Here is a 24,957-nt window from a genome sequence, read left to right on the forward strand (position 1 = left end):
AGGGAATAGTATGCGTGAGAGACTACAGGCTCGAACCATACCCTCTGGCAAATGCACTACAAAATCGAAAGATTTTATATAAATAGATACTGTTAACGATTTTGTAAAGTGCGGACGCCTGAGGGAATAGTATGCGTGAGAGACTACAGGCTCGAACCATACCCTAGGCAAGCATGCACGTATAAAATCGTAGTATTTTATAAAAAATAAGCATATCACTGTAAACTTTAAAAAATCAGTTTAGTGATATGCTTATTTATTTTGAGTTAGGAAATATGTTCCAAACTCTATTTATTTAGTCCACTCAGTGTGGAAAATACCTTCTTTATCTTTACGCTCATAAGTATGTGCACCAAAGTAATCACGTTGTGCTTGAATTAAGTTGGCTGGTAAATCTTCTGATCTATAACTATCGAAATAGTTTATAGCTGAAGAGAAACCTGGTGTTGCAATACCAGCTTTTATAGCTGTTGCTGACACTTCTCTTAATGAACCTTGATATTTAGCAACAATATCATTGAAGTATGGATCTAATAATAAGTTTGTTAAATCTTTATCATTATCATAAGCTTCTTTGATTTTTTGTAAGAATTGAGCACGAATGATACAACCTTCTCTCCAAATCATAGCTAATTCGCCTAATTTCAAGTCCCAGTTATTTGTTTCACTCGCAGTTTTCATTTGAGCAAACCCTTGAGCATAACCACAAATTTTACTCATATAAAGTGCTTGTCTGATTTGTTCTAAGAATGCCTCTTTATCTCCATCGAATTCTGTAACTTCTGGATTAAATGCAGTGCTTGCTTTAACTCTTTCATCTTTAAATGATGAAATAAATCTAGCAAATACTGATTCAGTAATAATAGTCAATGGAATTCCTAATTCTAAAGCATTAATTGAAGTCCATTTACCAGTACCTTTTTGTCCAGCTTTATCCATAATTTTTTCAACTAATGGTGTTCCATCTTCATCTAGTTTGTTAAAGATTTCACCAGTAATTTCGATAAGATAACTTTCTAATTCGCCAGTATTCCATGACTTAAATGTTTCTGCAATTTCTTTATGATCCATGTGTAATACACGTTTCATTAAGTCATAACTTTCTGCAATTAATTGCATATCTGCATATTCAATACCGTTATGCACCATTTTCACATAGTGTCCCGCACCATCTGGTCCAACGTATGTCACACATGGTGATCCGTCAGATGCTTTTGCAGAAATACTTTCTAAAATTGGTGCTACCAAATCATAAGCTTCCTTCTGTCCACCAGGCATGATTGAAGGTCCAGTTAATGCACCTTCTTCTCCACCTGAAACGCCAGTACCGATGAAGTTTATTCCACTCTCGTCTAAGAATTGATTTCTACGAATAGTATCTAAATAGTTCGTGTTTCCACCATCAATAAGAATATCGCCTTTATCTAATAATGGTAATAAGCTATCAATCGTTTTATCTGTTGCTTCACCAGCTTTTACCATAAGTAAAATTTTTCTTGGTTTTTCTAATGAATCTACAAATTCTTCAATAGAATAGTTCGGATGTATATTTTTACCTTTTGATTCTTCAACCATTTGGTCGACTTTTTCTTTAGAACGGTTATATACTGAGACTGAGTAGCCACGTGATTCAATATTCCAAGCCAAGTTTTTACCCATTACAGCTAAACCAACTACGCCTATTTGTTGTGTCATGAAATTAACCTCACTTTTTTTCATTTTCTAGTATATTTTAACATAATTTGAATTGGTTTCGCGTCTTATAGCACCTTAAAATTAAATGAATACGTTTACATTAGTGTTTTTTTATGCTAATTCAGATATTGCGACTATTTGCTCTGTAATTTTTTGTAATTCTTCAACTGGCATACGTTCATTTTTAGTATGAATATATTCGTATCCAACACCTAATACTACAGTAGGTATTCCAAATCCACTTATAATATTACCATCTGAACCGCCACCTAATTTTACAAGTTCTGGTTGACGACCTATTTTTTCTGACGCTTTAATAGCTAATTTTACAACTTCATCTTTTTCAGATAAATTAAAGCTTGGGTACATGATTTGTACATTTACTTCAGCAGTACAACCAAATTCTTCTGCTGTTTTTTCAAAAGCTTCTTTCATATGTGATACTTGTTGATTCATTTTTTCGTCATTTAATGATCTAGCTTCTGCAAGTATATATACGTGGTCACTAACGATATTAGTAGCTGTACCACCTTCAAATCTACCAATATTAGCAGTCGTTTCTTCATCAATTCTTCCTAAACTCATATGACTAATAGCTTTAGCAGCAATATTTATTGCAGATACTCCTTTTTCTGGTTCTAATCCAGCATGAGCAGTTTTTCCTTTAATAATTGTTTCAATTTTAGCTTGAGTTGGAGCTGCAACAACTGTTGTTCCAACTTTACCAGGAGCATCAATTGCATAACCAAATTTAGCATTTATGTCTTCAGGGTTTAATGCTTTAGCACCTACTAGTCCTGATTCTTCGCCAACAGTAATGATAAATTCAATATCTCCATGCTTGATATTGTCATCTTGCATAACTTTGATTGCTTCTAATATCGCTGCCAATCCAGCTTTGTCATCTGATCCTAAGATTGTTTCACCCTTTGAATATATATAACCATCTTCACGTAGTTCCGGTTCAATATTATTCCCAGGAGTTACTGTGTCCATATGGCTTGTAAAATAAATTGGAGTTTTGCTACTATCCTGACCTTTTAATTTACATATTAGGTTTCCTGCCCCATAACCCGTTTCAGTTGCTGAATCATCTTCTTTAACTTCTAAACCTAGTTCAGTAAATTTTTGTTTAAGTAAGTCAGCAATTTTTCTTTCATTTTTAGTTTCAGAATCAACTTTTATTAATTCTAAGAATGTATTAAGTAATCTTTCTTCATTGATCATGATGGTCCCTCATTTCATTTATTTAAATATCTCATTAACTAGTGTATAATAGTTAATAAATATATACAAAATTATTGTTCAAAGTGAGGGTTTCCATGCTAAACAAGAAAGTTCGTAAAATAGTCATCATAGTAATGTTAGTAGCAATAGTTGCAGCATTAGTACTATCTGGTGTTTTGCCATTTCTACTATCATAAACTAAAAATAGCGAGATATAATTATCTTTCTCAAAATAAATCACCCAATCCATTGAATTCATTTTCGGATTGGGTGATTTTTTTTAAATATTAACTTATAAACTTACTATTTTTTCAAACTACCAAATTGTGATTTGATTAATAAATATTCCTCAACTTCATTTAATAATTGAATGAGTGCTGCTATACTTTCGAGTTCTTCATGAGTTCTAGGTAAGTCTATAGATTGTAATTTAATTTTTATTTCGTATAAACTATGCAATCTCATTAATGAGTAATCTTTACTTTGAACATTCTGAGAAACATCAAGCATTAATTCACTACATAAATAATGAGCGTGATTACTGTGTTGCATTGATTCAATCAAATTTTTCATGCGTTTCAATAATGAGAGTTGTTCTTGTCTCATATCAAAATAATGATAGTAAGAATTTTCATTTCTAACAAAATGATTTTTAACTTCTCTGAACGCTAATGATTTAGCTTTTTTAATATTTTGAGATACTTGATCAAATGAAGGTGTATTTATTTTTTTGTTAGGGTCTTTTAAGGCTTCACTAAATACAAAAGTAATAATAATAAAGTCATCTTCAATTTTTCTTTTATATTGATTGAGTTTATGATCTAAACTAGGCATAAACATATTCATGATTAATGCAATACCGATACCTATAATTAGTAATAAAATTTCATTTATGATTAAGTGAAAATCAATTGTTTTAGCCATGTATAAATGTAAAATTATAACACAACTCGTTACAATTCCTTCTTGAACGCCTACCATAACTGTGACTGGAATAAATAATAAAACCATTATCCCTAATATTATAGGTGTGCTACCTAAATATGTGAAAAATACAGATCCTATCATTATCGCTATGAAACACGCTATAAAACGATATATAGCTGCTTCAAAAGACTTGATCCTTGTATCTTTAATGCAAAGTACAACGAGAATTGCACTTGAAGCGTAATTATCTAATCCTATTAACTGAGAAAGGATGACAGCTAATGTCATCCCTAAGGCAGTCTTTAAAGTTCTATAACCAATTCTATACGATTTTATTTGCATAGGAAATTAACCAATCCTTTATAATTCTGCACAATGTTCTTCAAATAATGCTTGAATGTTTGTAATAACACTCATTGGATCATGTCCTTCAATTTCATGTCTTTCAATCATTTTAACAATTTTTCCATCTTTAAGAAATGCAAATGATGGACTTGATGGTGGATAACCTTCAAAGTAATCTCTAGCAGTTTCTGTAGCTTCTTTATCTTGACCAGCGAATACTGTAACTAATTGATCAGGTAATTTATCATAGTGTAGTGCGTGTTGAGCTGCTGGTCTAGCTATACCACCTGCACATCCACAAACTGAATTTACCATCACAAATGTTGTTCCTGGTTTATTAAAAGTTTCTTCAACTTCTTCTTTTGATGTTAATTGTTTGTAACCTGCTGATTCAATCTCATTTCGAGCAGAACTGACTACATCATTCATATATAAATTGAAATCCATTTCCATATAAAAAGCCTCCTGTAATAATAGATAAGTCTATTTTACAGGAGAATTAAAGTTAAAACAATGACAAGGTTTCATTAATATATAGAAGTGTTCTCAACAGTCATGCTTTGTATTCTTTCTTTTACATATTTCAAAAATTCACCAGCCATTAAACCATCTAATATTCTATGATCAATTGATAAAGATAAATTGACCATATCGCGTATGCCAATCATATCATTTACAACGACTGGTCTTTTTACTATTGATTCTACTTGTAAAATAGCTGCTTGAGGGTAATTAATAATTCCCATAGAAGAAACAGATCCAAATGAACCTGTATTATTCACAGTGAAAGTTCCACCTTGCATATCTTGAGAAGTGAGTTGATGTTTTCTACCTCTAGTAGCTAAATCATTTATTTCTTTTGCAATACCTTTAATAGATTTATCATCTGCATTTTTAATAACTGGAACGTATAATTTATCTTCACTTGCAACTGCTATAGAAACGTTTATATCTTTATGAATTTTAATTTCATCATTCGCCCAAGTACTATTAAGCATTGGATATTTTTTTAAACCTTCTGCTACAGCTTTAACAAAAAATGCGAAAAATGTTAAATTATAACCTTCATTTTGCTTGAAGGAAGTTTTATGATGCTGTCTTGTTTTAACAAGATCTGTAGCGTCTACTTCAACCATCATCCAAGCATGTGGAATTTCATTAACACTTTGAACCATTTTATTAGCTATTGCTCTTCTTACGCCATTTATAGGAACAGAATCTCCAGGTATATTTGTACTTTCGTTTGATACGTTTTGGAAACTCGCATTGGATACTTCAGTCGTTTTTTCTTCAACATTTTGTTGAGTGTTAGATACATCAACCGTACCATTTTCAATCGCATTTAAAATATCTTTCTTTGTCACTCTACCTAGGTTGCCAGTACCTTTTACATTCTCTAAATTAATGTTGTTTTCACTTGCTAATTTAAATACAACAGGTGAATATTGACCATTATTTAATTTATTATCTGAATTATTTTTGTTAGCAACATTATCTTCTTGATCAGTTTCTGCTACTTGTAAGCTATCATGAACTACTTCAGAATAACCAACATTTTCATCTGTTGGAATATCGCCTTCTACTTCCATACGACAAATAACAGTCCCAACATCAACAGTTTCGCCTGCTTCGACAACGATTTCTTTAATTGTACCACTATATGTTGAAGGTACTTCAGCTGTAACCTTATCTGTAATCACTTCACATAATGCATCATATTCTTCAATCGTATCTCCGGGTTTAACTAACCATTGTTCGATTGTACCTTCATGAACACTTTCTCCAAGTTTCGGCATCTTTACGTCCATAATTTAACCTCCTAAAATTCAGCTAATGTTCTCATTTTTTGTTCTATTTTCTCTGGATTCATCATAAAGAAGTCTTCCATTGGCGGTGAAAATGGCATAGCTGGTACGTCTGGACCTGCAAGTCTTGCTATTGGCGCATCTAAGTCAAACAAACAGTTTTCAGCTATTATAGCTGAAACTTCACTTATAACACTACCTTCTAAATTGTCTTCTGTAACAACCAATACTTTACCAGTCTTTTTCGCACAATTAATAATAGTTTCTTTATCTAATGGATATATTGAACGTAAATCCACAATTTCAGCATCGATACCTTCTGTTGATAATATTTCAGCTGCTTGAAGTGCATAGTTTACACATAAACCATACGTAAACACTGTAATATCAGATCCTTCTCGTTTAACATCCGCTTTATCTAATGGCACAGTATAGTATTCTTCAGGTACTTCTTCTTTTAATAATCGATAAGCTTTTTTATGTTCAAAATACAATACAGGATCGTTGTCTTCTATTGATGCAAGTAATAGGCCTTTAGCATCATATGGACTTGATGGAATAACAACTCTTAAACCTGGAGTTGAACAAAATATACTTTCAATACTTTGGGAATGATAAAGCGCACCGTGAATTCCTCCACCAAAAGGACTTCTTATCGTAAGCGGACAATCCCAATCATTATTTGATCTATATCTAATTTTTGCAGCTTCATTAATGATTTGATTAGTCGCTGGAACGATATACTCAGCAAATTGAATTTCTGCTACAGGTCTTTTTCCCATCATAGCCGCTCCAATTGAAGCACCCACAATATTAGATTCTGCTAATGGTGAATCTAACACTCTGCCATTACCGTATTTATTATATAGATTTTTAGTAGCACCAAATACGCCACCTTTAAGGCCAACGTCTTCTCCAATTACAAATACATTATTGTCTTTTTCCATTGCTTGGTCCATTGCTTGATTAATTGCATCAAGATAAGATAACTTAGGCATTTTTTTCGCCTCCTTGATCATATACATGTGTTAAAGCTTCTTCAGGTAGTGGATAAGGTGCTTTTTCAGCATTTTTTGTAGCAGTATTTATTTCCTGTTTAATTTCTTCTTCAATTTGATTAAACCACGCAACATTAGCAACTTCATTTTCAACTAAATATTCTTTGAATTTAATCATACAGTCATTTTCTTTTTCAAGTTTCATTTCATCTGAAGGACGATAATTATCATCATCATCTGATGAGTGAGGCGTCAACCTACTACATAGAGCTTCAATCAAGGTTGGTCCTTCACCATTTATTGCACGCTCTCTTGCACGTTTAACAGCTTCATAAACAGCTATTGGGTCATTACCATCAACTTGTTCTCCAAAAGCACCATAACCTGCTGCTCTTGACGACAGGTCATCTGTCGCATATTGCAAGTGACTTGGTACTGAGATAGCGTATTTATTATTTTCAATGATACAAATATAAGGTAATTTATGGACACCTGCAAAATTCATAGCTTCATGAAAATCACCTTGACTCGTACTACCTTCACCAAGAGTCGCAAGAGCAATACTTTTTTTGCCATCCATTTTTAATGACAAACTTGCTCCAACTGCATGCAGCACTTGTGTAGTAACACATGATCCTTGTGTTAGGATATTTAAATCTTTTTTACTGAAGTGTGAAGGCATTTGCTTACCACCACTTGACGTATCACCTTGTTTTGCAAATGCAGCTAACATAGATTCTTCAGCTGAAATACCACGCGCAGTTACTAGAGCTAAATCTCTATAGTAAGGTGCTAATACATCTTCATCTTTCAAAGCAAAATATGTACCAATTTGAGTTGCTTCTTGACCTTGGCAACTAATGACGAATGGCAATTTACCCGCACGGTTTAGTAACCACATTCTTTCGTCAATTTTTCTTCCTAATAACATCCATTTATAAATTTCTTTTAAGTCTTCATGCGTTAATCCGACAGTCTTATAATCTAACATCTAATCTCTCCTCTTTAGACGTGAATAGCACGATTCTCAGATTTTAGTCCTAATTCCATAAGCACTTCTCCTATAGATGGATGTGCATGTACAGTAGTTGCTAATTCTTCAGTTGAGCCATTCATAAATGTAAATAGAGCTGCTTCATTAATCAATTCTGTTACTTTAGCACCAATCATATGAATACCGAGCACTTTTTCATTTTCAATATCTTTAATTAAAATACATTCACCTAATCCATTGTTCTCAATTACAGATTTGCCAATAGCTTTAAATGGCACTTTAAATTTTTTAAAAGAAATGTTTTCATTTTTAGCATCTTGTTCAGTCATGCCAATTGAAGCCACCTCTGGATTTGTATAAATACATCTAGGTATTGTTAAATAGTCTAACAAAATTGGATTTTGATCGAACATATGTTCAATCGCAATTGTCCCTTCTTTTGTTGCAACGTGGGCTAATTGGTAATTACCAATTACATCTCCAACAGCATAAATATGTTTATCATCAGTTTGATAAACATCATTCGTAATTATATAGCCTTTATCATCAGTTTTTATTTTAGTATTGTTTAAGCTAAGCTCTTCAGTGTTTGGTGTTCTACCAACAGCGACCAATACTTTATCAAAGGTTTCGTTACTATCTTGAATCTGAACTTCAACATGATTATCTTGGACAAGAATATTTTCTTCTGACAATGGCAATTTTTCATATATTTTAATACCATTCTCTTCAAATGAGCGTTTAATTGTCTTACTAATTTCTTGTTGCTCATTAGGAATGATAGAATCACCTGCTTCAATGACAGTAACTTCTACTCCTAAATCATTCAATAATGAAGCAAATTCAAGACCAATTACACCACCACCTATAATTAAAATATTATGAGGTAAACTTTCTAATTGCATCATATCGTCACTAGAAACGACTGTATGATGATTAAATTTTAAAAATGGTAATTCAACAGGTCGAGATCCAGTTGCTATAAGCACATTATTGTTCACAAGAAGTTCTGATTCTCCATTTTCAAACTCAACGGAAACTGTTCCAGCTTGAGGTGAAAACAGTGAAGGTCCTAGTATTGTGCCATTCCCTTCATAAATATCTATTTTATATTTCTTCATCAGGCTTTGAACACCACTGTACATAGTTGAAACTGTTTCATCTTTTTTCGCAACGATATCTGTCATTTCAAAATCTGCTGAAGCTGTTTTTATACCATATTCATTCGAATGGTTAATATATCTTAAAATTTCAGCTGTTTTTAAATACGATTTCGTCGGAATGCAACCTTTATGCAAACATGTCCCACCAATTTTGTATTTCTCTACTATCGCTACTTTTTTTCCAAGTTGAGAAGCACGTATTGCAGATACATAACCTGCAGTTCCTCCACCAAGAATTACTAAATCATATTCTTTAGACATAGTATTACTCCTTATTCATATGACTTGGTACTAATTTTACCGTAAAAGAGGTCCAAAACACCAACATTTAGGGCATGCATTTCTTTTTCACCTTCATATATAGTAACATTTTGTAGCCAAGATACATATTGTTTTACTTTATTTATTATATATTTTGAATAACTTAAGCCACCTGTAATAATAATTTGATCCACTTGACCTTCAAGTACAACTGCACAAGAACCGATTGATTTCGAAATTTGGTAACACATAGCATCTAATACTAATTTCGCTGCTTTATCGCCATTTTCCATTAATTGTTCAACTTTAAGACAATCATTAGTACCAAAGTATGATAATAAGCCAGAATTTTTACTCAGTTCATTATTTGCTTCTATAGAGTTGTAGTCATGGGCAATCGCCCATTTTAATAGCGCATCATTTGGTATAGAACCTGCCCTTTCAGGACTAAGTGGTCCTTCACCTAATAAACCATCATTTACTTCAATAACTCTACCTTTTCTGTGAGCGCCTATACTTATACCACCACCAAGATGAGCTACGATGACATTTATATCTTCGTAATTTTTACCAATTCCATCTGCATATTGTTTAGCAACGGACTTCTGATTTAGTGCATGGAAAATACTTCTTCTTTCAATACCTTTTATTCCAGTTATCCTTGCTTCAGGAATTAATTCATCTACTACAACAGGATCTACAATATAAGAATCTATATTGAGTTCTTGAGATAGTTCATATCCTATAACACCACTTAAATTAGACGCATGAAACCCATATTTAAATGATTTTAAATCATGATACATTATGTTATTTATTAAATAAGTGCCACCTTCTATCGGCTTTAAAACACCGCCTCTACAAGCTATAGCATCTATAGCTTGTAGAGTTATTTGGTGTTGTTCTAATGATTTCTTGATACTTTCAAGTCTAAATGGGACTTGATCAATTAACGGAAGATTTGTTTGATCGACATTATGTCTTATAACATCTTCAAATAACATATCATAATCAGAAAATACTGCAACTTTAGATGATGTGCTTCCTAAATTAAGTACAAGAATTTTTTTCATTAGTTTTTACCTCTAGATATAATTGATCTTTCCGTTTTTAAGAAATTACTTCTTACTTTCATCAACTGATCAATACGTTCTTCTGCTAAAATTTCTGCAGCGCGAGCTGTAGTAATGTTATCTCTTTTACTAATTTCAAATACTTTATCCATTTGATCATAGATTTTTTCAATATTTGAAATAGCACGTGTTTCATTATAGCCATCTAATTCATCTGCTACATTAATAACACCACCAGAGTTAGCTACGAAATCTGGTGCATATACAATACCTTTTTCTTCTAATTGAGCACCGTGTTTATCAATATCTTGTAATTGATTATTTGCACTACCACAAACAGCTTTAACTTTTAAACGATTAATTGTATCATCATTTAATACGCCACCAAGTGCACATGGTGCAAATATATCTGCATCTACATCATAGATATCGTTAATACCTACACTTGTAGCATTAAAATCATTTAAAACTCTATCTATAGCTTCTTGATTAATATCTGTAACAACTAATTTAGCACCAGCTTCATGTAAATAGCGACATAAATCATAAGCAACATGTCCTACACCTTGTACTGCAACAGTTTTTCCATCTAATTCATCTGTACCAAACGCTTCTTTAGCAGCACGTTTCATTGAAACAAATACACCTAAAGATGTTTTTGGACTCGGATTACCACTTGATTGATGACTTTCAGATAGACCAACTACATAATCAGTCTCTTCAAAAATGATATCCATATCATCTTCAGTTGTACCTACGTCTTCAGCTGTTATGTATCTGCCATTTAAACTTTCTACATATCTACCTAAAGCTCTAAATAAAGCTTCTGATTTATCTTTTTTAGGATCTCCGATGATTACTGTCTTACCTCCACCAAGATTTAATCCTGCAGCAGCGTTTTTATATGTCATACCTCTTGAAAGGCGTAATGCGTCATTGATTGCTTCTTCTTCATTTTCATATGGCCACATTCTGCACCCACCAAGTGCTGGCCCTAATGTTGTATCATGTATTGCAATAATCGCTTTTAATCCTGAACTTTTATCGTGACAAAATACAATTTGTTCATAGTCATATTTCTCAATCGTTTCAAATAACATAATAATCCCCTTTTCATCCTTTAATATATTAACTCTAAATCTAATTTTACATCAAATGTTTTATTTATCAAATAAATTAACGAAAAATGATAGCGCTTTCAAGAAGTAAAAATTTTTAGAAAATTCAAAATAAATTGATATAAAAGCAATGTAAACACTTTCATTTAACACTTTAATGGAGTATAGTTATTTATTTATTATTATAATATACTAAATAAGCATTAAAGCACTACAAATCGAATGGAATTTATCTCGAGAAGAATCTGAACGGGACGTTAAAATTATTGGTATTTTTGCACCAATAATCACAGAAGCTACATCTGCTTTTGATAAATACACGAGCGATTTATATAAAATATTACCACTTTCAATTTGCGGCACTACAACACCGTCAACATTACCAGAAATTTCAGAATCTATATTTTTAATAATCGAAGCTCTTTTATTGATTGCAGCATCAAATGCCATTGGGCCTTCAATTTCTAGATTTGCCATTTTATTTCGAATTCCTGAAACGACTGCATCAGCATCTACCGAGGACTTCATTTTAGGATTCACTTTTTCAATTGCAGATAAAACTGCTATTTTTGGAGATTCAATACCTATTTTTTGTAGACATGTTATTAAATTCGTCGTAATATCTATTTTTTGTTCTACATTAGGTTCAATATTCATCGCAACATCTGATACAGTTAGCATTTTATGATATTCAGGAATATTAAATAATGCAATATGACTCATTCTATCTGTTGTTTTTAATTTATATTTATTATTTAACACTTCTTTTAATAAAGTAGAAGTATCTATTAGACCTTTCATTATTAAATCAGCTTGTCCTTCATCTACTGATTTAACGCACTCAGAAACAGTATGTGCTTCATCATCTGTTTGTATAATTTTAATTCTATTAAATTCATCATGGGTTAAATTGAATGATCTAATCAACTCATCTTGCGGCTGTTCATCAAATAATATAAAATTCGCTTGAGTGTATTTTATAGCTTTAACTATTGCTTTAATAACCCCTTCATCATTTGATTTACAAACTGCAATTGTTGCTGAAATATTTTGACCTTGATTTATCATATCTTTAAATTGCATTTAATCCCCTCCTTCTAATATCATAATCAAATTTTGATGATTATTCCATTTTTTCAATGTTTACTTTTAATCATTATCTCATATATAATATAAGTTATTAATCAATAGGAGTTTTAACTTATGCAAAAGTACATTGCATTACTCATTTTAGTAATACCAGGAATAATAGCAGGATTAGGTATTAAGTGGATGAGAGACGCAGTTTTTGGTGAACTTGTTCCACAATTACAATTTATCTGGCTGCAATTTTTCTTAGGATTCATATTTTTCGTATTCGGTGTTATTTTTATTGGTGGATATATTTTACATCGTGAAAAGAAAAATAAAAGAGCGCAAGAACACTTTATGAAAAAAAATAATACAAAAAAAACTGATAAATCATAATTTGATTTATCAGTTTTTTTCATTTTGTGTTTCTTTATACTTTTTGTAAAGATGCGTAATCAACTCACCATTTGTTGGTCTTATGTAAGATTTTTCACTATTATACCAATACGTTTTTAATTCTTTTTCCCAAGCTAATTTAATTGCATGTCTGATTGAACGCTCTACATTATTAGCTTGAACGTCATAATAATCTGAAATAAGTGGGTATAATTCTTTAGTTAATTGCATTTTGTGTGTATGTTTAAGCATTAAATGAACACCACATTTAATATATTTATAACCGTTCAAATTATATGAAAAGCCTATCTTTTCAAGTAATAAATCTAAAGCGTCTATTTCAGAAATATTTGTTTCACTTGTATTTAATACGCGTTGTATTGTATTTAGTAAGACATCAAATTCAATAGGCTTAATTAGAAAGTAATCTACACCTAATGAAACAGATTCTTTTAATACATCATCGCTTACGAATGCGCTCATACATATTACTTTATATTGTTTATTTGGGTTAATATATTTTTTAAGCAAAGTCATACCATCAATATGTGGCAAGATTAAGTCTAGTAGAAGAACATCGAAAGCTTCTCCACTTAAAATATCAAGAGCTTCTTTACCATTGTATCCAATATTAACTATCTCAGTATCATGATTTTTTAGATACTGAGCCATTTCACTTACATATGCTTTCGAGTCTTCTATAATTGCTACCTTAATTACCATGCTAACACCCTATCAAATCATTTTATTTTAAATTTTTATTTTGTAAAATCATTTCTTTAGCATGTTGTTTAGTTAATTCTGTAACTTCAACACCTGAAATCATTCTTGCTATTTCATCGATTTTATCTTCACCATTTAATTGTTTGATTGAAGTAGTTGTTCGATCGTTTACTGTTTCTTTAGTTATATATAAATGATTATCACATATTGCAGCCACTTGTGGTAAATGTGATATACAAATTACTTGTAAAGATTGCGAAATTTGATGCATCTTTTCTGCCATTTTTTGAGCTACTCTACCAGATACACCAGTATCAACTTCATCAAATAATATTGCAGTTTGTCCTTTTGATGATACAAATATACTTTTTAAAGCAAGCATAATCCTAGATAGTTCACCACCAGAAGCTATTTTATTTAGACTTTTTAGTGGTTCACCTTTGTTTGGACTAATTAAAAATTCAACTTCTTCTAATCCATAAGAGCTAGGTTTAGTTTTAGTGAAAGTTATCTCTATATTTGCATCTTGCATATGTAGATTTTGAACTTCTTCTACTAATCTATCTCTTAACTTCAAAGCAACTTGTCTTCTCTTTGTTGAAAGCACTTGACCATATTTCATTACATCATCATATAAATTATTTATTTCATCTCTTAATTGCGTTGTACTTTGTTCATAATTTTCAATTTTAAATATTTCATCATCAATTTTATCTCTATATTTTATTAATTCGGCTATACTCTTACCATATTTACGATTTAAATCTGTGAGTACATTTAAACGTGATTCATAGTCATTTAATAATGACTCATCAAAATCATTTGATGTTAATTCATTATATAACTCATGTTTGTAGTCTTCCAATGTATAATACATTTGATCTAGTTCTTCACTAAACGATGTATATTTATCAGGAATAATATCATTAATATGTTGAATCTCTTGATTGAGTTCATATATTTTATCCGTAATGTTCTCTTCACTGCTCAGTAAGAAATGTGCTTTATTAAGACTTTCGTTAATCTTTTCATGATTTTGAAGCATTTTAATTTCTTTATTTAAAAAGTCAATTTCATCTTCTTTTAAGTCTGCATCTTGTAATTCATCACGTTGGAATTTTATTAAATCTAATCGTTGTAGTAATGCTTGATCTTGAGATTCTAATTTTTCTAATTCTTGCTTTTTCGAACGATAAGAATGAAAAGCTTTTTCAAATTGATCAATTTCTGATTGATAAGTCCCATCCGCAAAATCATCAAGCAGAGATAAGTGATACTTAGGCTTTAATAATACTTGCGTCTCATGTTGTCCGTGTATATCCAATAATTCTTGCATGACGGTTTTTAAATCAGATAAAGTAACATTTTGATTATTTAATTTACAAATACTTTTACCAGATGAGAAGATTTCTCTTTTTACAAACAAAAAATCTTCATCGTAATCAATATCTAACTCATTTAAGATTTTATTTACGTTTGGTACATTATCAATATCAAATACGCCTTCTATAGTCGCCTTTTGCTCACCATGTCTTACAAAGCTTTGCGATGCTCTTGCACCTACTAATTGGCCGATTGCATCTATAATGATAGATTTACCAGCGCCTGTTTCACCACTTAATACAGTTAGTCCATCTGAAAAATTTATTTCTAAAGATTCAATTATAGCGAATTGTTTAATCGTAAGTGCTTGTAACATAGTATTTAAAATCTCCTTTAAAGCATATTAAAAATTCTATCAGTGATAACTTCAGCAGCATCTGTATCTTTACATATGATAAGACAAGTATCATCTCCACAAATAGTACCAATAACTTCTGTCCAATCAATTTGATCAATGATTGCCCCAATTGATTGAGCATTGCCTGGTAATGTCTTTAATACTAATAAATTATCCGCACCATCAATTTTAACGAATGAATCCATTAAATATCTACCTAATTTATCAATCGGATGATATTTTCTATCTCTAGGTAAACTATAAATGTATTGACCAGAAGGAGCTGGAACTTTTATTAGTTGTAATTCTTTTATATCACGAGAAATCGTAGCTTGTGTAATATTCAATTCGTATTCATTTAATCGCTTTACGAGCTCTTCTTGAGTTTCTATTTGTTCATTAGAAATTATTTCTCTTATCTTAATTTGACGCATTGTTTTGTTCGCCATTTCATACACCTCTGTTAATGAATATTTATACACTTATAATAGCATAAAATTAACAAAAATAGTAATGTAAGCGCTATTAATATATTAAAAGACGCTTTAGAACTACTAAAGCGTCACTTTCAATATAATTATTCATATGTTTATAAATATTATTTTATTAAAGATTTTGCAAGTGATTTAATTTTTGCTTTAGAGATACCTATATCTTCTAATAATAAATCTACATCACCATGTTCGATATATTCATTATCAATACCAATTCTACGTAATACATTCTTATAATCATGATCTTTTAAGAAAGTTGCTATTTGGCTACCCAATCCACCTGTTAACATTGATTCTTCTATCGTAATAATAGGCATAGACTCTTTACCTAATTCATGTAGCATTTCAAAGTCCATAGGCTTAATAAATCGTGCATTAATGACATTAACATTAATACCTTCTTTTAATAATTCATCTGCAATATCAGAAATGAAATTAACAGTTGGACCATAACTAATTAAAGATAAATTACTTCCTTTTCGTTCATACGTCCATGTGCCAATGTCTAAAATTTCATGTTCTTTAGTATCCCTTAGCATAGGAGCATTTCCACGAGGATATCTTATAGCCATAGGACCATGATCTGTTTTAAATGCTGTATTTACCATATCAATTGCTTCATTACCGTCTTTAGGCATCATAATAGTAAAATTCGGAAATTGACTTAAAAATCCAACATCGAACACACCTTGATGTGTTTCACCATCCGCACCTACAAGACCTGCTCTATCAACACCAAATAATACGTTTAAATTCTGTCTATCTACATCATGTAATAATTGATCATACGCACGTTGCATAAATGTTGAATAAATCGCTACATACGGTTTCATACCTTGAGTTGCTAATCCAGCTGCCATCGTAACGGCGTGTTGCTCGGCAATACCAACATCAAAAAATTGATCTGGTAATTCTTGCTGGAACTTAGTTAGTTTTGAACCTACTGGCATTGCAGGTGTAATAGCAACAACACGTTTGTCTTGTTTAGCGTACTCTAGAACTTGATTACTCATTAATGCACTCCAAGCTGGTCCTTCTTCATTACCTTTAATAACCTCACCAGTTTCAAGTTTATAGGGTCCAAGACCATGCCAAGTACCAATAGTATCTACTTCAGCAGGTTTATAGCCTTTACCTTTTTTAGTTACAACATGTATTAACACAGGTTTATTTATTTGTTTAGAGGTATTGATAGCTTCATCTAATTCTTTGAAATTATGGCCATCGACTGGTCCGATATATTTAATGCCTAATTCTTCAAAAAATATACCATCAACAACTAAATACTTTAAACTATCCTTTATTTTGTCTGCTGAAACTCTTAAACGATCTCCACCAGGAAGTCTATTCATAAAACTTTCAGCATCAAACTTAAACCTATTGTAGTTGTGATTTGTTCTAATTCTTCCAAACATATTATGCATAGCACCTACATTAGGCGCTATACTCATTTCATTATCGTTTAATATAATCGTTAAATTAGTTTTGTCATGTCCTATATGGTTCAGTGCTTCAAGTGCCATCCCACCTGTCAAAGCACCATCACCAATAACAGGTACAACATGATTTGTGTTTCCTAAAATATCACGTGCTTTTGCCATCCCCATAGCAGCTGATAATGAAGTAGAGCTATGCCCAGCTTCCCATACATCATGCCGAGACTCTTTCGTTTTAGGAAATCCACATAAACCTTTATATTGTCTTAAAGAATTGAATTCATGACCTCTACCAGTTAAAATTTTATGAATATAAGATTGGTGTCCAACATCCCATATAATTTTATCTATAGGACTATTAAAATGTTTATGCAAACTAAGCGTTAATTCAACCACACCTAAGTTAGCTCCAATATGTCCACCAGTTATTGAACATGTTTCTATTAAAAATTTTCTAATTTCACTGCTTAACTGTTCAAGTTCTTGATTAGATAAATCTTTGATAAAGGATGGATTTTTTATGCTAGATACATCCATTGTTTAACCACCTTCAGCACTATTTCTTACGAAACGATCTAACGCTTTAGTTTACTATTTTTAATTTTCTCTATTTGCAAATAATTGAGTAAGTGATTTTAGTTCATCAATATTATATTTATCTTCTAATTGTTCAAGTAAATACAATGCTTGATTTACGTGTTGTTCTAAAGCAACTTTAGTATTTGTCTTACCTAAGAGTGAAACATAAGTACTTTTATTATTATTTTCATCGCTTCCAACTGATTTACCGATTTTATCAAAGTCACCTTCAATATCTAATAAATCATCTTTAATTTGAAAGATCAAACCTAACTCTTGGCTAAAAGAATCTAGTAATAAAAATGTTTTGCTATTAACTTTTGCTATTGTACAAGCAGCAACTACAGAGAAACGTATGAGTGCGCCAGTTTTATATCTATGAATTTTACGTAGAGTATCTAGTGATATTTCTTTATCTTCACTATCCATATCTAGTACTTGACCACCAACCATTCCTTGATGACCAGCTGATTCTGAAAGCAATCTAATAATTTTAACTTTTTCTTCTGAGCCTAAATATGTATCTTTAGTAATAAGTTCGAATGCTTTAGTTAATAATGCATCTCCAGCAAGTATTGCAGTAGCATCTCCATAAACTTTATGATTTGTCTTCATACCACGTCTGAAATTATCATTATCCATAGCAGGTAAATCATCATGTATTAGAGAATAAGTATGTATCATTTCTAGTGCTTTCGCAGTTTCCATACCTTTTTTGATATCAATTTTAAGCATCGATAATGTCATTAAAAGTAAAACAGGTCTTATACGTTTACCACCAGCTGATAATGAATATCTCATGCTTTCTTCTAGCTTAGTTTCAACTACTGGATTAAGCTTTGTAGATTTTATAGCTTCATTAAATTTGTCTACATAATTATTCATGATCTGACTCATCTGAATCACCTTCTTTTTGAACAAGTTTATTTACTTTTTCTTCAGCTTCTTTAAGTTTCAATTCACATTTACTACTTAATTCGATTCCACGTTGATAAAGTTCAATAGATTCTTCTAATGAAATATTTTCTTCATCTAGTTTACCTACGACTTTTTCTAATTCAACCATCATTTCTTCAAAAGTTTGTTCTTTAGCCACATTGTCACCTAATTTCTTTTACATTAGCTTCTATTTTACCATCTTTTAAATTGATAGTAATGTCATCTTCTACATTTAAATCATCTTTACTTGTAATGATTTTATCATTTTTTTCAATTATTGAATAACCTCTAAGCATAATTTGCGTTGGACTCAGTGCATCTAATTGGGCCAACTTGCTTTTAAGTATTTGCTTTTTCTGTGTAATAATCCTGTTGATAAGCTGATTTTGCATAATATTTAATCTGTCATAATCCTGTCTATATTGTGTTGTTTTATTATAGATTGGAGCTATTCTCAATTTATTTTGCAATAGATCTATTTTATGTTTATTTTGTAAAATAGTTTGTTCTAAATTTCTAGTTAATTGTTTTTGATAATCGTCTAATTTCTGTGTTTCTTGATCATATAATAATGAAGGTGTCTTCAATTTATAATATGATGAGAGCTGCTTTAGTTTTTGTTTATCTTGTTGAATACTTTGAGTAACATGTTTTGTTAAATATTGACGAGCATTAGCAATTAGTTGATATAGTGCATTAATATCTGGTGTCGCTATCACAGCTGCTTGTGTTGGTGTAGCTGCTCTAACATCACTTACAAAATCACTTAAAGTGGTATCTGTTTCATGACCTACAGCAGAAATAATAGGTGTGGAACAGTTATAAATTGCTTCTACAACTTCCCTTTCATTAAAACTCCACAAATCTTCAATAGATCCACCACCACGACCAACGATAATAACATCAACGTCCATTGCGTCAGCTTGTTGTATATTGTTAATGATATTATCCTTAGCTTCTTTACCTTGTACTAGTGTGCTAATCAATACTTGCTCAGCAAGAGGATAGCGTTTGTCTAAGGTAGAACAAATATCTCTAATTGCTGCCCCAGTAGACGCAGTTAATACAGCTATTTTTCTAGGATACTTAGGAATATTTAGTTTATGTTCGCTATTAAAATATCCTTTTTCCATTAATTCTTTTTTTAGCGCTTCAAATTTCTCATATAAAAGTCCAACACCATCTAATTGCATCGATTGAACATATATTTGATACGATCCTCTAGATTCATATATACCAATACGTCCTTCAATTAACACTTGGTCGCCTTCTTTAGGTTCAAATGACAGTTGATTAGCATTTGACTTAAACATCATCGCACTTAATACACCTTTATCGTCTTTTAAAGCAAAATAAAGGTGTCCACTTGAATGTCTTTTGAAATTTGATATTTCACCCTTTATAAATACATTTTGTAAATGCGGATCTTGATCAAATTTATATTTGATATATTTTGTTATAGCTGTAACTGATAAATATTTATCCATTTATATCACTCTTTATTATTTTGATAAACTGCTTAATACACCGTTTATAAATTTATAATGATCGTCATCACTGTATATTTTGGCAATTTCAACTGCTTCATTAAAAATTACCTTCTGCGGTGTATCTGTATAATTTAATTCATATGATGCCATTCTTAAAATGATACGATCTGTTTTAAGCAGACGTTCTAATGTCCAATTTTTCAAATGAGGTTTGAATATTTCATCAAGCTCTTCTTTTTTGTCAGTGACTTCATTAACAAAATTCTTAACATATAAATATTGTTCACCTTTGAAATCATCAACTAAATAGTTAATTGCTTCTTCTACCGTTAATTCTGTTTTATTATTTTCTAATTGATATAGTGTTTTAAAGACAAGTTCTCTTAATTCTGTTCTTTTCATATTCTTCTCCTTCAAAGAATAAGAGGATGCACGCATCCTCTTAATTAATCATTTTTTATTATTGGAAATGTATATTAACGATATGAACATTAACTTCTTTAGGAGTTAATGCAGTCATCGTATTTAATGCTTGTTTAATTTCTGATTGAACTTTTCGTGCAGTTTCAGAAATTTTTGTACCATAATCAAATGTACAATAAACATTAATATAGATGCCTTCATCTTTTATATCGACTTTTATACCTTTACCAAAATTCTTTTTCCCGAATTTTTCTAGGGAATTCTTATTAAAAACGGATTGCATATGAGATACACCTTTAATATCAGTAGTAGCAATACTCGCTATTACCTCAATTACTTCTGGTGCAATCTCGATTTTACCTAAAGAAGGCTTTTCATTCTCAATTGTTTTAGCCACTTGAATCCCTCCCTATTTATCTTCATTATTTATAATATCATGAATCTCTAGGAAATTGGTATTAAAATCACCTGATTCAAACACATCGTTTTCTAACAATCTTAAATGGAATGGGATAGTCGTATCAATGCCTGCAACTAAAAATTCTGTTAACGCTCTTTTACCTATTTGTATAGCTTCAGTTCGGTCTTTACCATGCACGATTAGTTTAGCTACCATTGAATCGTAATATGGCGGGATTGTATAACCTGTGTAACAAGCTGAATCTATTCGAACACCAAATCCTCCTGGTGTTAAATATTGATTAATTTTACCTGGAGAAGGCATAAATTTCTTAAATGGACTTTCAGCGTTAATTCTAAACTCGATTGCATGCCCATTTAAAGTAACTTCATCTTGTGTTAATGGTAAAGTTTCACCACTGGCAACTTTAAGTTGTAACTTAACTAAATCCATACCCGTAACCATCTCTGTTACTGGGTGTTCAACTTGAATACGTGTATTCATTTCCATAAAATAGAATGCTTCAGCATCTAAATCGTAAATAAACTCAATCGTCCCTGCGTTTTCATAATTAACAGCTTTTGCTGCTCTAATTGCCGCTTCACCCATTTCTTTTCTCATAACTTCTGAAAGAACTGGAGAAGGAGATTCTTCTACTAACTTTTGCATACGTCTTTGAATCGTACAATCACGTTCTCCTAGATGGATAACATTACCTTCCGAATCGCCCATTACTTGTATTTCTATATGTCTAAAGTTTTCGATGAATTTTTCTAAGTAAAGCCCTTTATTACCAAATGCTGTTTCAGCTTCTTGTTGAGTCATTCTAAATCCAGTTACAAGTTCTTCTTCATTTCGCGCTATTCGTATACCTTTACCACCACCACCGGCAGTTGCTTTAATTATTACAGGGTATCCAATTTGTTTAGCACATCTTTTTGCAATTTTAACTGTATCTACTAGACCTTCACTACCAGGTACAACAGGTACATCAGCTTTAATCATTTCTTCTTTAGCTACATCTTTTATACCCATTTTTTGTATCGATTGGTAACTAGGTCCAATAAATTTAATTTGGCACGCTTCACACATTTCAGCGAAGTCACTATTTTCAGCTAAGAAACCATATCCTGGATGGATGCCATCACATCCTGTTGATTTTGCTATTGAAATAATATTAGGTACATGTAAGTATGAATCTTTAGATTGTGTTGGTCCTACACAATAAGCTTCATCTGCAATTTGAGTATGTAATGCATCTTTATCAGCTTCTGAATAAATTGCAACTGTTTGTATGTCTAGCTCTCTACAAGCTCTAATGATTCTTACAGCTATTTCCCCTCTATTAGCAATTAATACTTTTTTCATATTATTTCACCTTGAATAACGGTTGGCCATACTCTACCATTTGTCCGTCTTCAACTAATATTTCAGTGATTTCTCCAGAAACCTCTGCTTGTATTTCATTAAATAGTTTCATAGCTTCTAAAATACAAACAGTTGAATCAGCATCAACATGTGAGCCTACTTGTACATACGGACCTTCGTCTGGAGATGGGGATTTATAAAATGTTCCTACCATTGGTGCATTAATAGTTAAACCACTTGGTGCCTCTGCTTCAACATTTTGTTGAGGAGAAGGTTGAGAAATTTGTTGTGGTTGTTCAGCAACTACGTTCGAAGTACCTTGGCTATAAATAATTTCTTGCTTAATTTCTTTTTTTAAAGTTAATTTAAAATCTTTATCATTAATGTCAATTTCAGTTAAAGAAGAATTGTCTAGTACATCAACTAATTCTTTAATTTGTTTTAAGTTCATTTGAAAATCTCCTTTTAAATTCTAATTCTTTACACTTCATACATTTTACTTTAGTGGTCATACCAATTCAAGAGATTTTAATATTTAATCAAAAATGACCAATAGAATTTATATCTATTGATCATTTTATCATTTATTCTTTCTGATTAACCTCTTGATACGTAACTACCATCAGTAGTGTTTATAACAAGTAAATCTCCTTCATTAACAAATAAAGGAACATTTAAACTGTAACCCGTTTCTACTGTCGCTTGTTTAGTTGCACCTGTAGCAGTATCACCTTTGATACCTGGTTCAGTTTCAGTTACTTGTAATGTTACTGTATTTGGTAATTCAATACCAATTGTTTCGCCTTCATAAGATTGAATATGAACTTCCATATTTTCTTTAATGAATTTAAGTTCGTATTCTAATCTTTCCTCTGGTAATTCTAATTGATCATAAGTTTCGTTATCCATAAATACATGGCTATCACCATTTGCATATAAATATTGCATGCGACTGTTTTCAATTTGAGCTTTTTCTACTTTTTCGCCAGCTCTGAAAGTTTTTTCTTGGATCGCACCAGTTCTTAAATTTCTTAATTTAGAACGAACAAAAGCTGCACCTTTGCCTGGTTTTACGTGTTGGAAATCTAATACTTTCCAAATCCCATTTTCAACTTTAATTGTTAAACCTGTTTTAAAATCATTAACTGAAATCATTCATTTTCCTCCTATTTATACCTTCTTATAAAATAATAAGGTCTTTTGAAGTTTTAGTAAAGCGTTGTAAGCCATTTTTTGTAACTAATACATCATCTTCTATTCTAACTCCACCTAATCCATCTATATATATACCTGGTTCTAATGTTATACACATATTTTCTTCAAGTACAATATCTGATTTTTGGGATAGTCCAGGTCCTTCATGCACCTCTAAGCCAATTCCATGCCCTAGAGAGTGACCAAACGCATCTCCATAACCATATCCTTTAATAATATCTCTCGCAATTGAATCTGCCTCTTTACCTGTCATACCTGGTTTAATTTGCTCTAAAGCAGCTAATTGAGCTTCTAATACAATATTATATATTTTTTTCATTTCTTTTTTCGGTTCACCTATCGCAAATGTTCTCGTCACATCACTTACATATCCTTCATATAGTGCACCATAATCTAATGTAATCATGTCACCATGTTCAATTACTTTATTACTTGCTACACCATGAGGTAGTGCACCACGATGACCTGAAGCAACTATTGTATCAAATGATGAACAAGTAGCCCCTTTACTTCTCATAAACATTTCCATTTCATTGTTTACTTCATTTTCAGTCATCCCTGGTTTAATCCATTTAAGGATATGTTCATATGTTTCATCTACTATATCAGCAGCTTTTTGAATTTGTTTAATTTCAAATTCATCTTTAATCATTCTAATCGTTTCAATTACACCTTCAATAGAAGAAAGCTCAACATTTTCTGTATTCAATGATTGATAATTATTATAAGTTATTAAATCAGCTTCAACACCAACTTTTTTATACTTACCTTGTTCAATTAATTCATTTATTTTTGCTAACATTGGACCTTCTTGATTTATAACTTCAAAATCTTTAGCTTGATCATTTGCTTGTTGAATATATCTAAAATCTGTAATTAATTGGGAATCATCTTGTGTAATTAACAGACTACCACTAGTACCAGTAAATCCAGAAAGATATCTACAGTTATATGGTGAAAGTATGACTACTGCATCTAATCCTTTTTGATTCATAACTTGTCTCAATTTATTAATTTTCATATTTATCCCCTTTCTATTTGTACAATAAATCTATATACATTAAAATAATAGCATACATACAGTAAATTTTTCACAG

At 31.3% G+C, this 24,957-nt stretch carries 26 protein-coding genes; 2 read left to right on the plus strand and 24 right to left on the minus strand.

The genetic code is table 11. The features are described from left to right. Positions 1 to 291: 291 nt before the first annotated feature. Both gndA and LQ668_RS00355 read right to left on the minus strand, forming a co-directional pair. Positions 292 to 1,695, minus strand: a complete 1,404-nt coding sequence (gene gndA, locus LQ668_RS00350) for an NADP-dependent phosphogluconate dehydrogenase (RefSeq protein WP_107509685.1) — start codon at positions 1,693 to 1,695, stop codon at positions 292 to 294. A 111-nt stretch (positions 1,696 to 1,806) separates the two neighbouring features. Then, complete coding sequence (locus LQ668_RS00355; RefSeq protein WP_078356594.1) at positions 1,807 to 2,922, minus strand: M20/M25/M40 family metallo-hydrolase; 1,116 nt, start codon at positions 2,920 to 2,922, stop codon at positions 1,807 to 1,809. A gap of 95 nt (positions 2,923 to 3,017) precedes the next feature. Here LQ668_RS00355 and prli42 point away from each other — a divergent pair, with 95 nt between their 5' ends. Further along, positions 3,018 to 3,119, plus strand: coding sequence for a stressosome-associated protein Prli42 (gene prli42, locus LQ668_RS00360; protein WP_157946502.1), 102 nt, complete (start codon positions 3,018 to 3,020; stop codon positions 3,117 to 3,119). A 106-nt stretch (positions 3,120 to 3,225) separates the two neighbouring features. Here prli42 and LQ668_RS00365 read toward each other — a convergent pair whose 3' ends face one another. The 9 genes from LQ668_RS00365 to LQ668_RS00405 form a co-directional block, all read right to left on the minus strand. Beyond that, positions 3,226 to 4,191, minus strand: coding sequence for an aromatic acid exporter family protein (locus LQ668_RS00365; RefSeq protein ID WP_239732669.1), 966 nt, complete (start codon positions 4,189 to 4,191; stop codon positions 3,226 to 3,228). Between the two features lie 18 nt (positions 4,192 to 4,209). Then, positions 4,210 to 4,647: a BrxA/BrxB family bacilliredoxin gene (locus LQ668_RS00370; protein ID WP_078356592.1), complete on the minus strand. Its 438-nt coding sequence runs from the start codon at positions 4,645 to 4,647 to the stop codon at positions 4,210 to 4,212. Positions 4,648 to 4,721: 74 nt separating this feature from the next. Further along, positions 4,722 to 6,002, minus strand: coding sequence for a dihydrolipoamide acetyltransferase family protein (locus LQ668_RS00375; RefSeq protein ID WP_115337408.1), 1,281 nt, complete (start codon positions 6,000 to 6,002; stop codon positions 4,722 to 4,724). Between the two features lie 11 nt (positions 6,003 to 6,013). Continuing rightward, the gene (locus tag LQ668_RS00380) at positions 6,014 to 6,997 is read right to left on the minus strand and encodes an alpha-ketoacid dehydrogenase subunit beta (RefSeq protein WP_078356590.1); all 984 of its coding nucleotides are present in this window, start codon (positions 6,995 to 6,997) and stop codon (positions 6,014 to 6,016) included. Next, positions 6,990 to 7,988, minus strand: a complete 999-nt coding sequence (locus LQ668_RS00385) for a thiamine pyrophosphate-dependent dehydrogenase E1 component subunit alpha (protein WP_107509682.1) — start codon at positions 7,986 to 7,988, stop codon at positions 6,990 to 6,992. Before LQ668_RS00385 ends, LQ668_RS00380 begins: the two co-directional genes overlap by 8 nt. Before the next feature lie 14 nt (positions 7,989 to 8,002). Next, positions 8,003 to 9,415, minus strand: a complete 1,413-nt coding sequence (gene lpdA, locus LQ668_RS00390; RefSeq protein WP_107509681.1) for a dihydrolipoyl dehydrogenase — start codon at positions 9,413 to 9,415, stop codon at positions 8,003 to 8,005. An 11-nt stretch (positions 9,416 to 9,426) separates the two neighbouring features. Next, positions 9,427 to 10,488, minus strand: a complete 1,062-nt coding sequence (gene buk, locus LQ668_RS00395; protein ID WP_239775854.1) for a butyrate kinase — start codon at positions 10,486 to 10,488, stop codon at positions 9,427 to 9,429. Beyond that, on the minus strand, positions 10,488 to 11,588 hold the full coding sequence (locus LQ668_RS00400) for a Glu/Leu/Phe/Val dehydrogenase dimerization domain-containing protein (protein WP_078356586.1): 1,101 nt from the start codon (positions 11,586 to 11,588) through the stop codon (positions 10,488 to 10,490). The genes buk and LQ668_RS00400 overlap by 1 nt, the downstream gene beginning before the upstream one ends. 210 nt (positions 11,589 to 11,798) lie before the next feature. After that, positions 11,799 to 12,689: a phosphate acyltransferase gene (locus LQ668_RS00405; protein WP_107510219.1), complete on the minus strand. Its 891-nt coding sequence runs from the start codon at positions 12,687 to 12,689 to the stop codon at positions 11,799 to 11,801. 120 nt (positions 12,690 to 12,809) lie between these two features. Between LQ668_RS00405 and LQ668_RS00410 the strand changes: the two genes are divergently transcribed. Next, positions 12,810 to 13,073 carry a DUF2627 family protein gene (locus tag LQ668_RS00410; RefSeq protein WP_078356584.1) on the plus strand — a complete coding sequence of 88 codons (264 nt, stop codon included), beginning with the start codon at positions 12,810 to 12,812 and terminating at the stop codon, positions 13,071 to 13,073. 9 nt (positions 13,074 to 13,082) lie between these two features. On the opposite strand, the gene LQ668_RS00415 is transcribed toward LQ668_RS00410, so the two are convergent. The 13 genes from LQ668_RS00415 to LQ668_RS00475 form a co-directional block, all read right to left on the minus strand. Beyond that, positions 13,083 to 13,796, minus strand: a complete 714-nt coding sequence (locus LQ668_RS00415; protein ID WP_107510053.1) for a response regulator — start codon at positions 13,794 to 13,796, stop codon at positions 13,083 to 13,085. A 22-nt stretch (positions 13,797 to 13,818) separates the two neighbouring features. Continuing rightward, the gene (recN, locus tag LQ668_RS00420; protein WP_107510052.1) at positions 13,819 to 15,495 is read right to left on the minus strand and encodes a DNA repair protein RecN; all 1,677 of its coding nucleotides are present in this window, start codon (positions 15,493 to 15,495) and stop codon (positions 13,819 to 13,821) included. Positions 15,496 to 15,512: 17 nt separating this feature from the next. Continuing rightward, a complete protein-coding gene (gene ahrC, locus LQ668_RS00425) occupies positions 15,513 to 15,965 on the minus strand; it encodes a transcriptional regulator AhrC/ArgR (protein WP_078356581.1) in 453 nt (150 codons plus the stop codon). A gap of 149 nt (positions 15,966 to 16,114) precedes the next feature. Further along, on the minus strand, positions 16,115 to 17,983 hold the full coding sequence (gene dxs, locus LQ668_RS00430; protein ID WP_078356580.1) for a 1-deoxy-D-xylulose-5-phosphate synthase: 1,869 nt from the start codon (positions 17,981 to 17,983) through the stop codon (positions 16,115 to 16,117). A 60-nt stretch (positions 17,984 to 18,043) separates the two neighbouring features. Next, positions 18,044 to 18,922: a polyprenyl synthetase family protein gene (locus LQ668_RS00435; RefSeq protein WP_107510051.1), complete on the minus strand. Its 879-nt coding sequence runs from the start codon at positions 18,920 to 18,922 to the stop codon at positions 18,044 to 18,046. Next, the gene (gene xseB, locus LQ668_RS00440) at positions 18,903 to 19,094 is read right to left on the minus strand and encodes an exodeoxyribonuclease VII small subunit (protein WP_237687672.1); all 192 of its coding nucleotides are present in this window, start codon (positions 19,092 to 19,094) and stop codon (positions 18,903 to 18,905) included. The genes LQ668_RS00435 and xseB overlap by 20 nt, the downstream gene beginning before the upstream one ends. Positions 19,095 to 19,125: 31 nt before the next feature. Beyond that, entirely contained in the window at positions 19,126 to 20,451 is a 1,326-nt protein-coding gene (gene xseA, locus LQ668_RS00445; protein WP_115337404.1) for an exodeoxyribonuclease VII large subunit, read from the minus strand. A gap of 15 nt (positions 20,452 to 20,466) precedes the next feature. After that, positions 20,467 to 20,856: a transcription antitermination factor NusB gene (gene nusB / locus LQ668_RS00450; RefSeq protein WP_078356577.1), complete on the minus strand. Its 390-nt coding sequence runs from the start codon at positions 20,854 to 20,856 to the stop codon at positions 20,467 to 20,469. Between the two features lie 58 nt (positions 20,857 to 20,914). After that, a complete protein-coding gene (locus LQ668_RS00455; RefSeq protein WP_078356576.1) occupies positions 20,915 to 21,274 on the minus strand; it encodes an Asp23/Gls24 family envelope stress response protein in 360 nt (119 codons plus the stop codon). A 12-nt stretch (positions 21,275 to 21,286) separates the two neighbouring features. Beyond that, entirely contained in the window at positions 21,287 to 22,645 is a 1,359-nt protein-coding gene (gene accC, locus LQ668_RS00460; RefSeq protein ID WP_107510049.1) for an acetyl-CoA carboxylase biotin carboxylase subunit, read from the minus strand. A 1-nt stretch (position 22,646) separates the two neighbouring features. Then, positions 22,647 to 23,096: an acetyl-CoA carboxylase biotin carboxyl carrier protein gene (gene accB / locus LQ668_RS00465; RefSeq protein WP_078356574.1), complete on the minus strand. Its 450-nt coding sequence runs from the start codon at positions 23,094 to 23,096 to the stop codon at positions 22,647 to 22,649. 146 nt (positions 23,097 to 23,242) lie between these two features. Then, positions 23,243 to 23,800, minus strand: coding sequence for an elongation factor P (gene efp / locus LQ668_RS00470; RefSeq protein WP_078356573.1), 558 nt, complete (start codon positions 23,798 to 23,800; stop codon positions 23,243 to 23,245). 25 nt (positions 23,801 to 23,825) lie between these two features. Continuing rightward, on the minus strand, positions 23,826 to 24,881 hold the full coding sequence (locus LQ668_RS00475) for a M24 family metallopeptidase (RefSeq protein ID WP_119634231.1): 1,056 nt from the start codon (positions 24,879 to 24,881) through the stop codon (positions 23,826 to 23,828). Positions 24,882 to 24,957: the final 76 nt, after the last annotated feature.

Origin of the sequence: Mammaliicoccus sp. K-M42, assembly GCF_022386375.1 — a bacterium.
Classification (GTDB): Bacteria; Bacillota; Bacilli; order Staphylococcales; family Staphylococcaceae; genus Mammaliicoccus; species Mammaliicoccus fleurettii.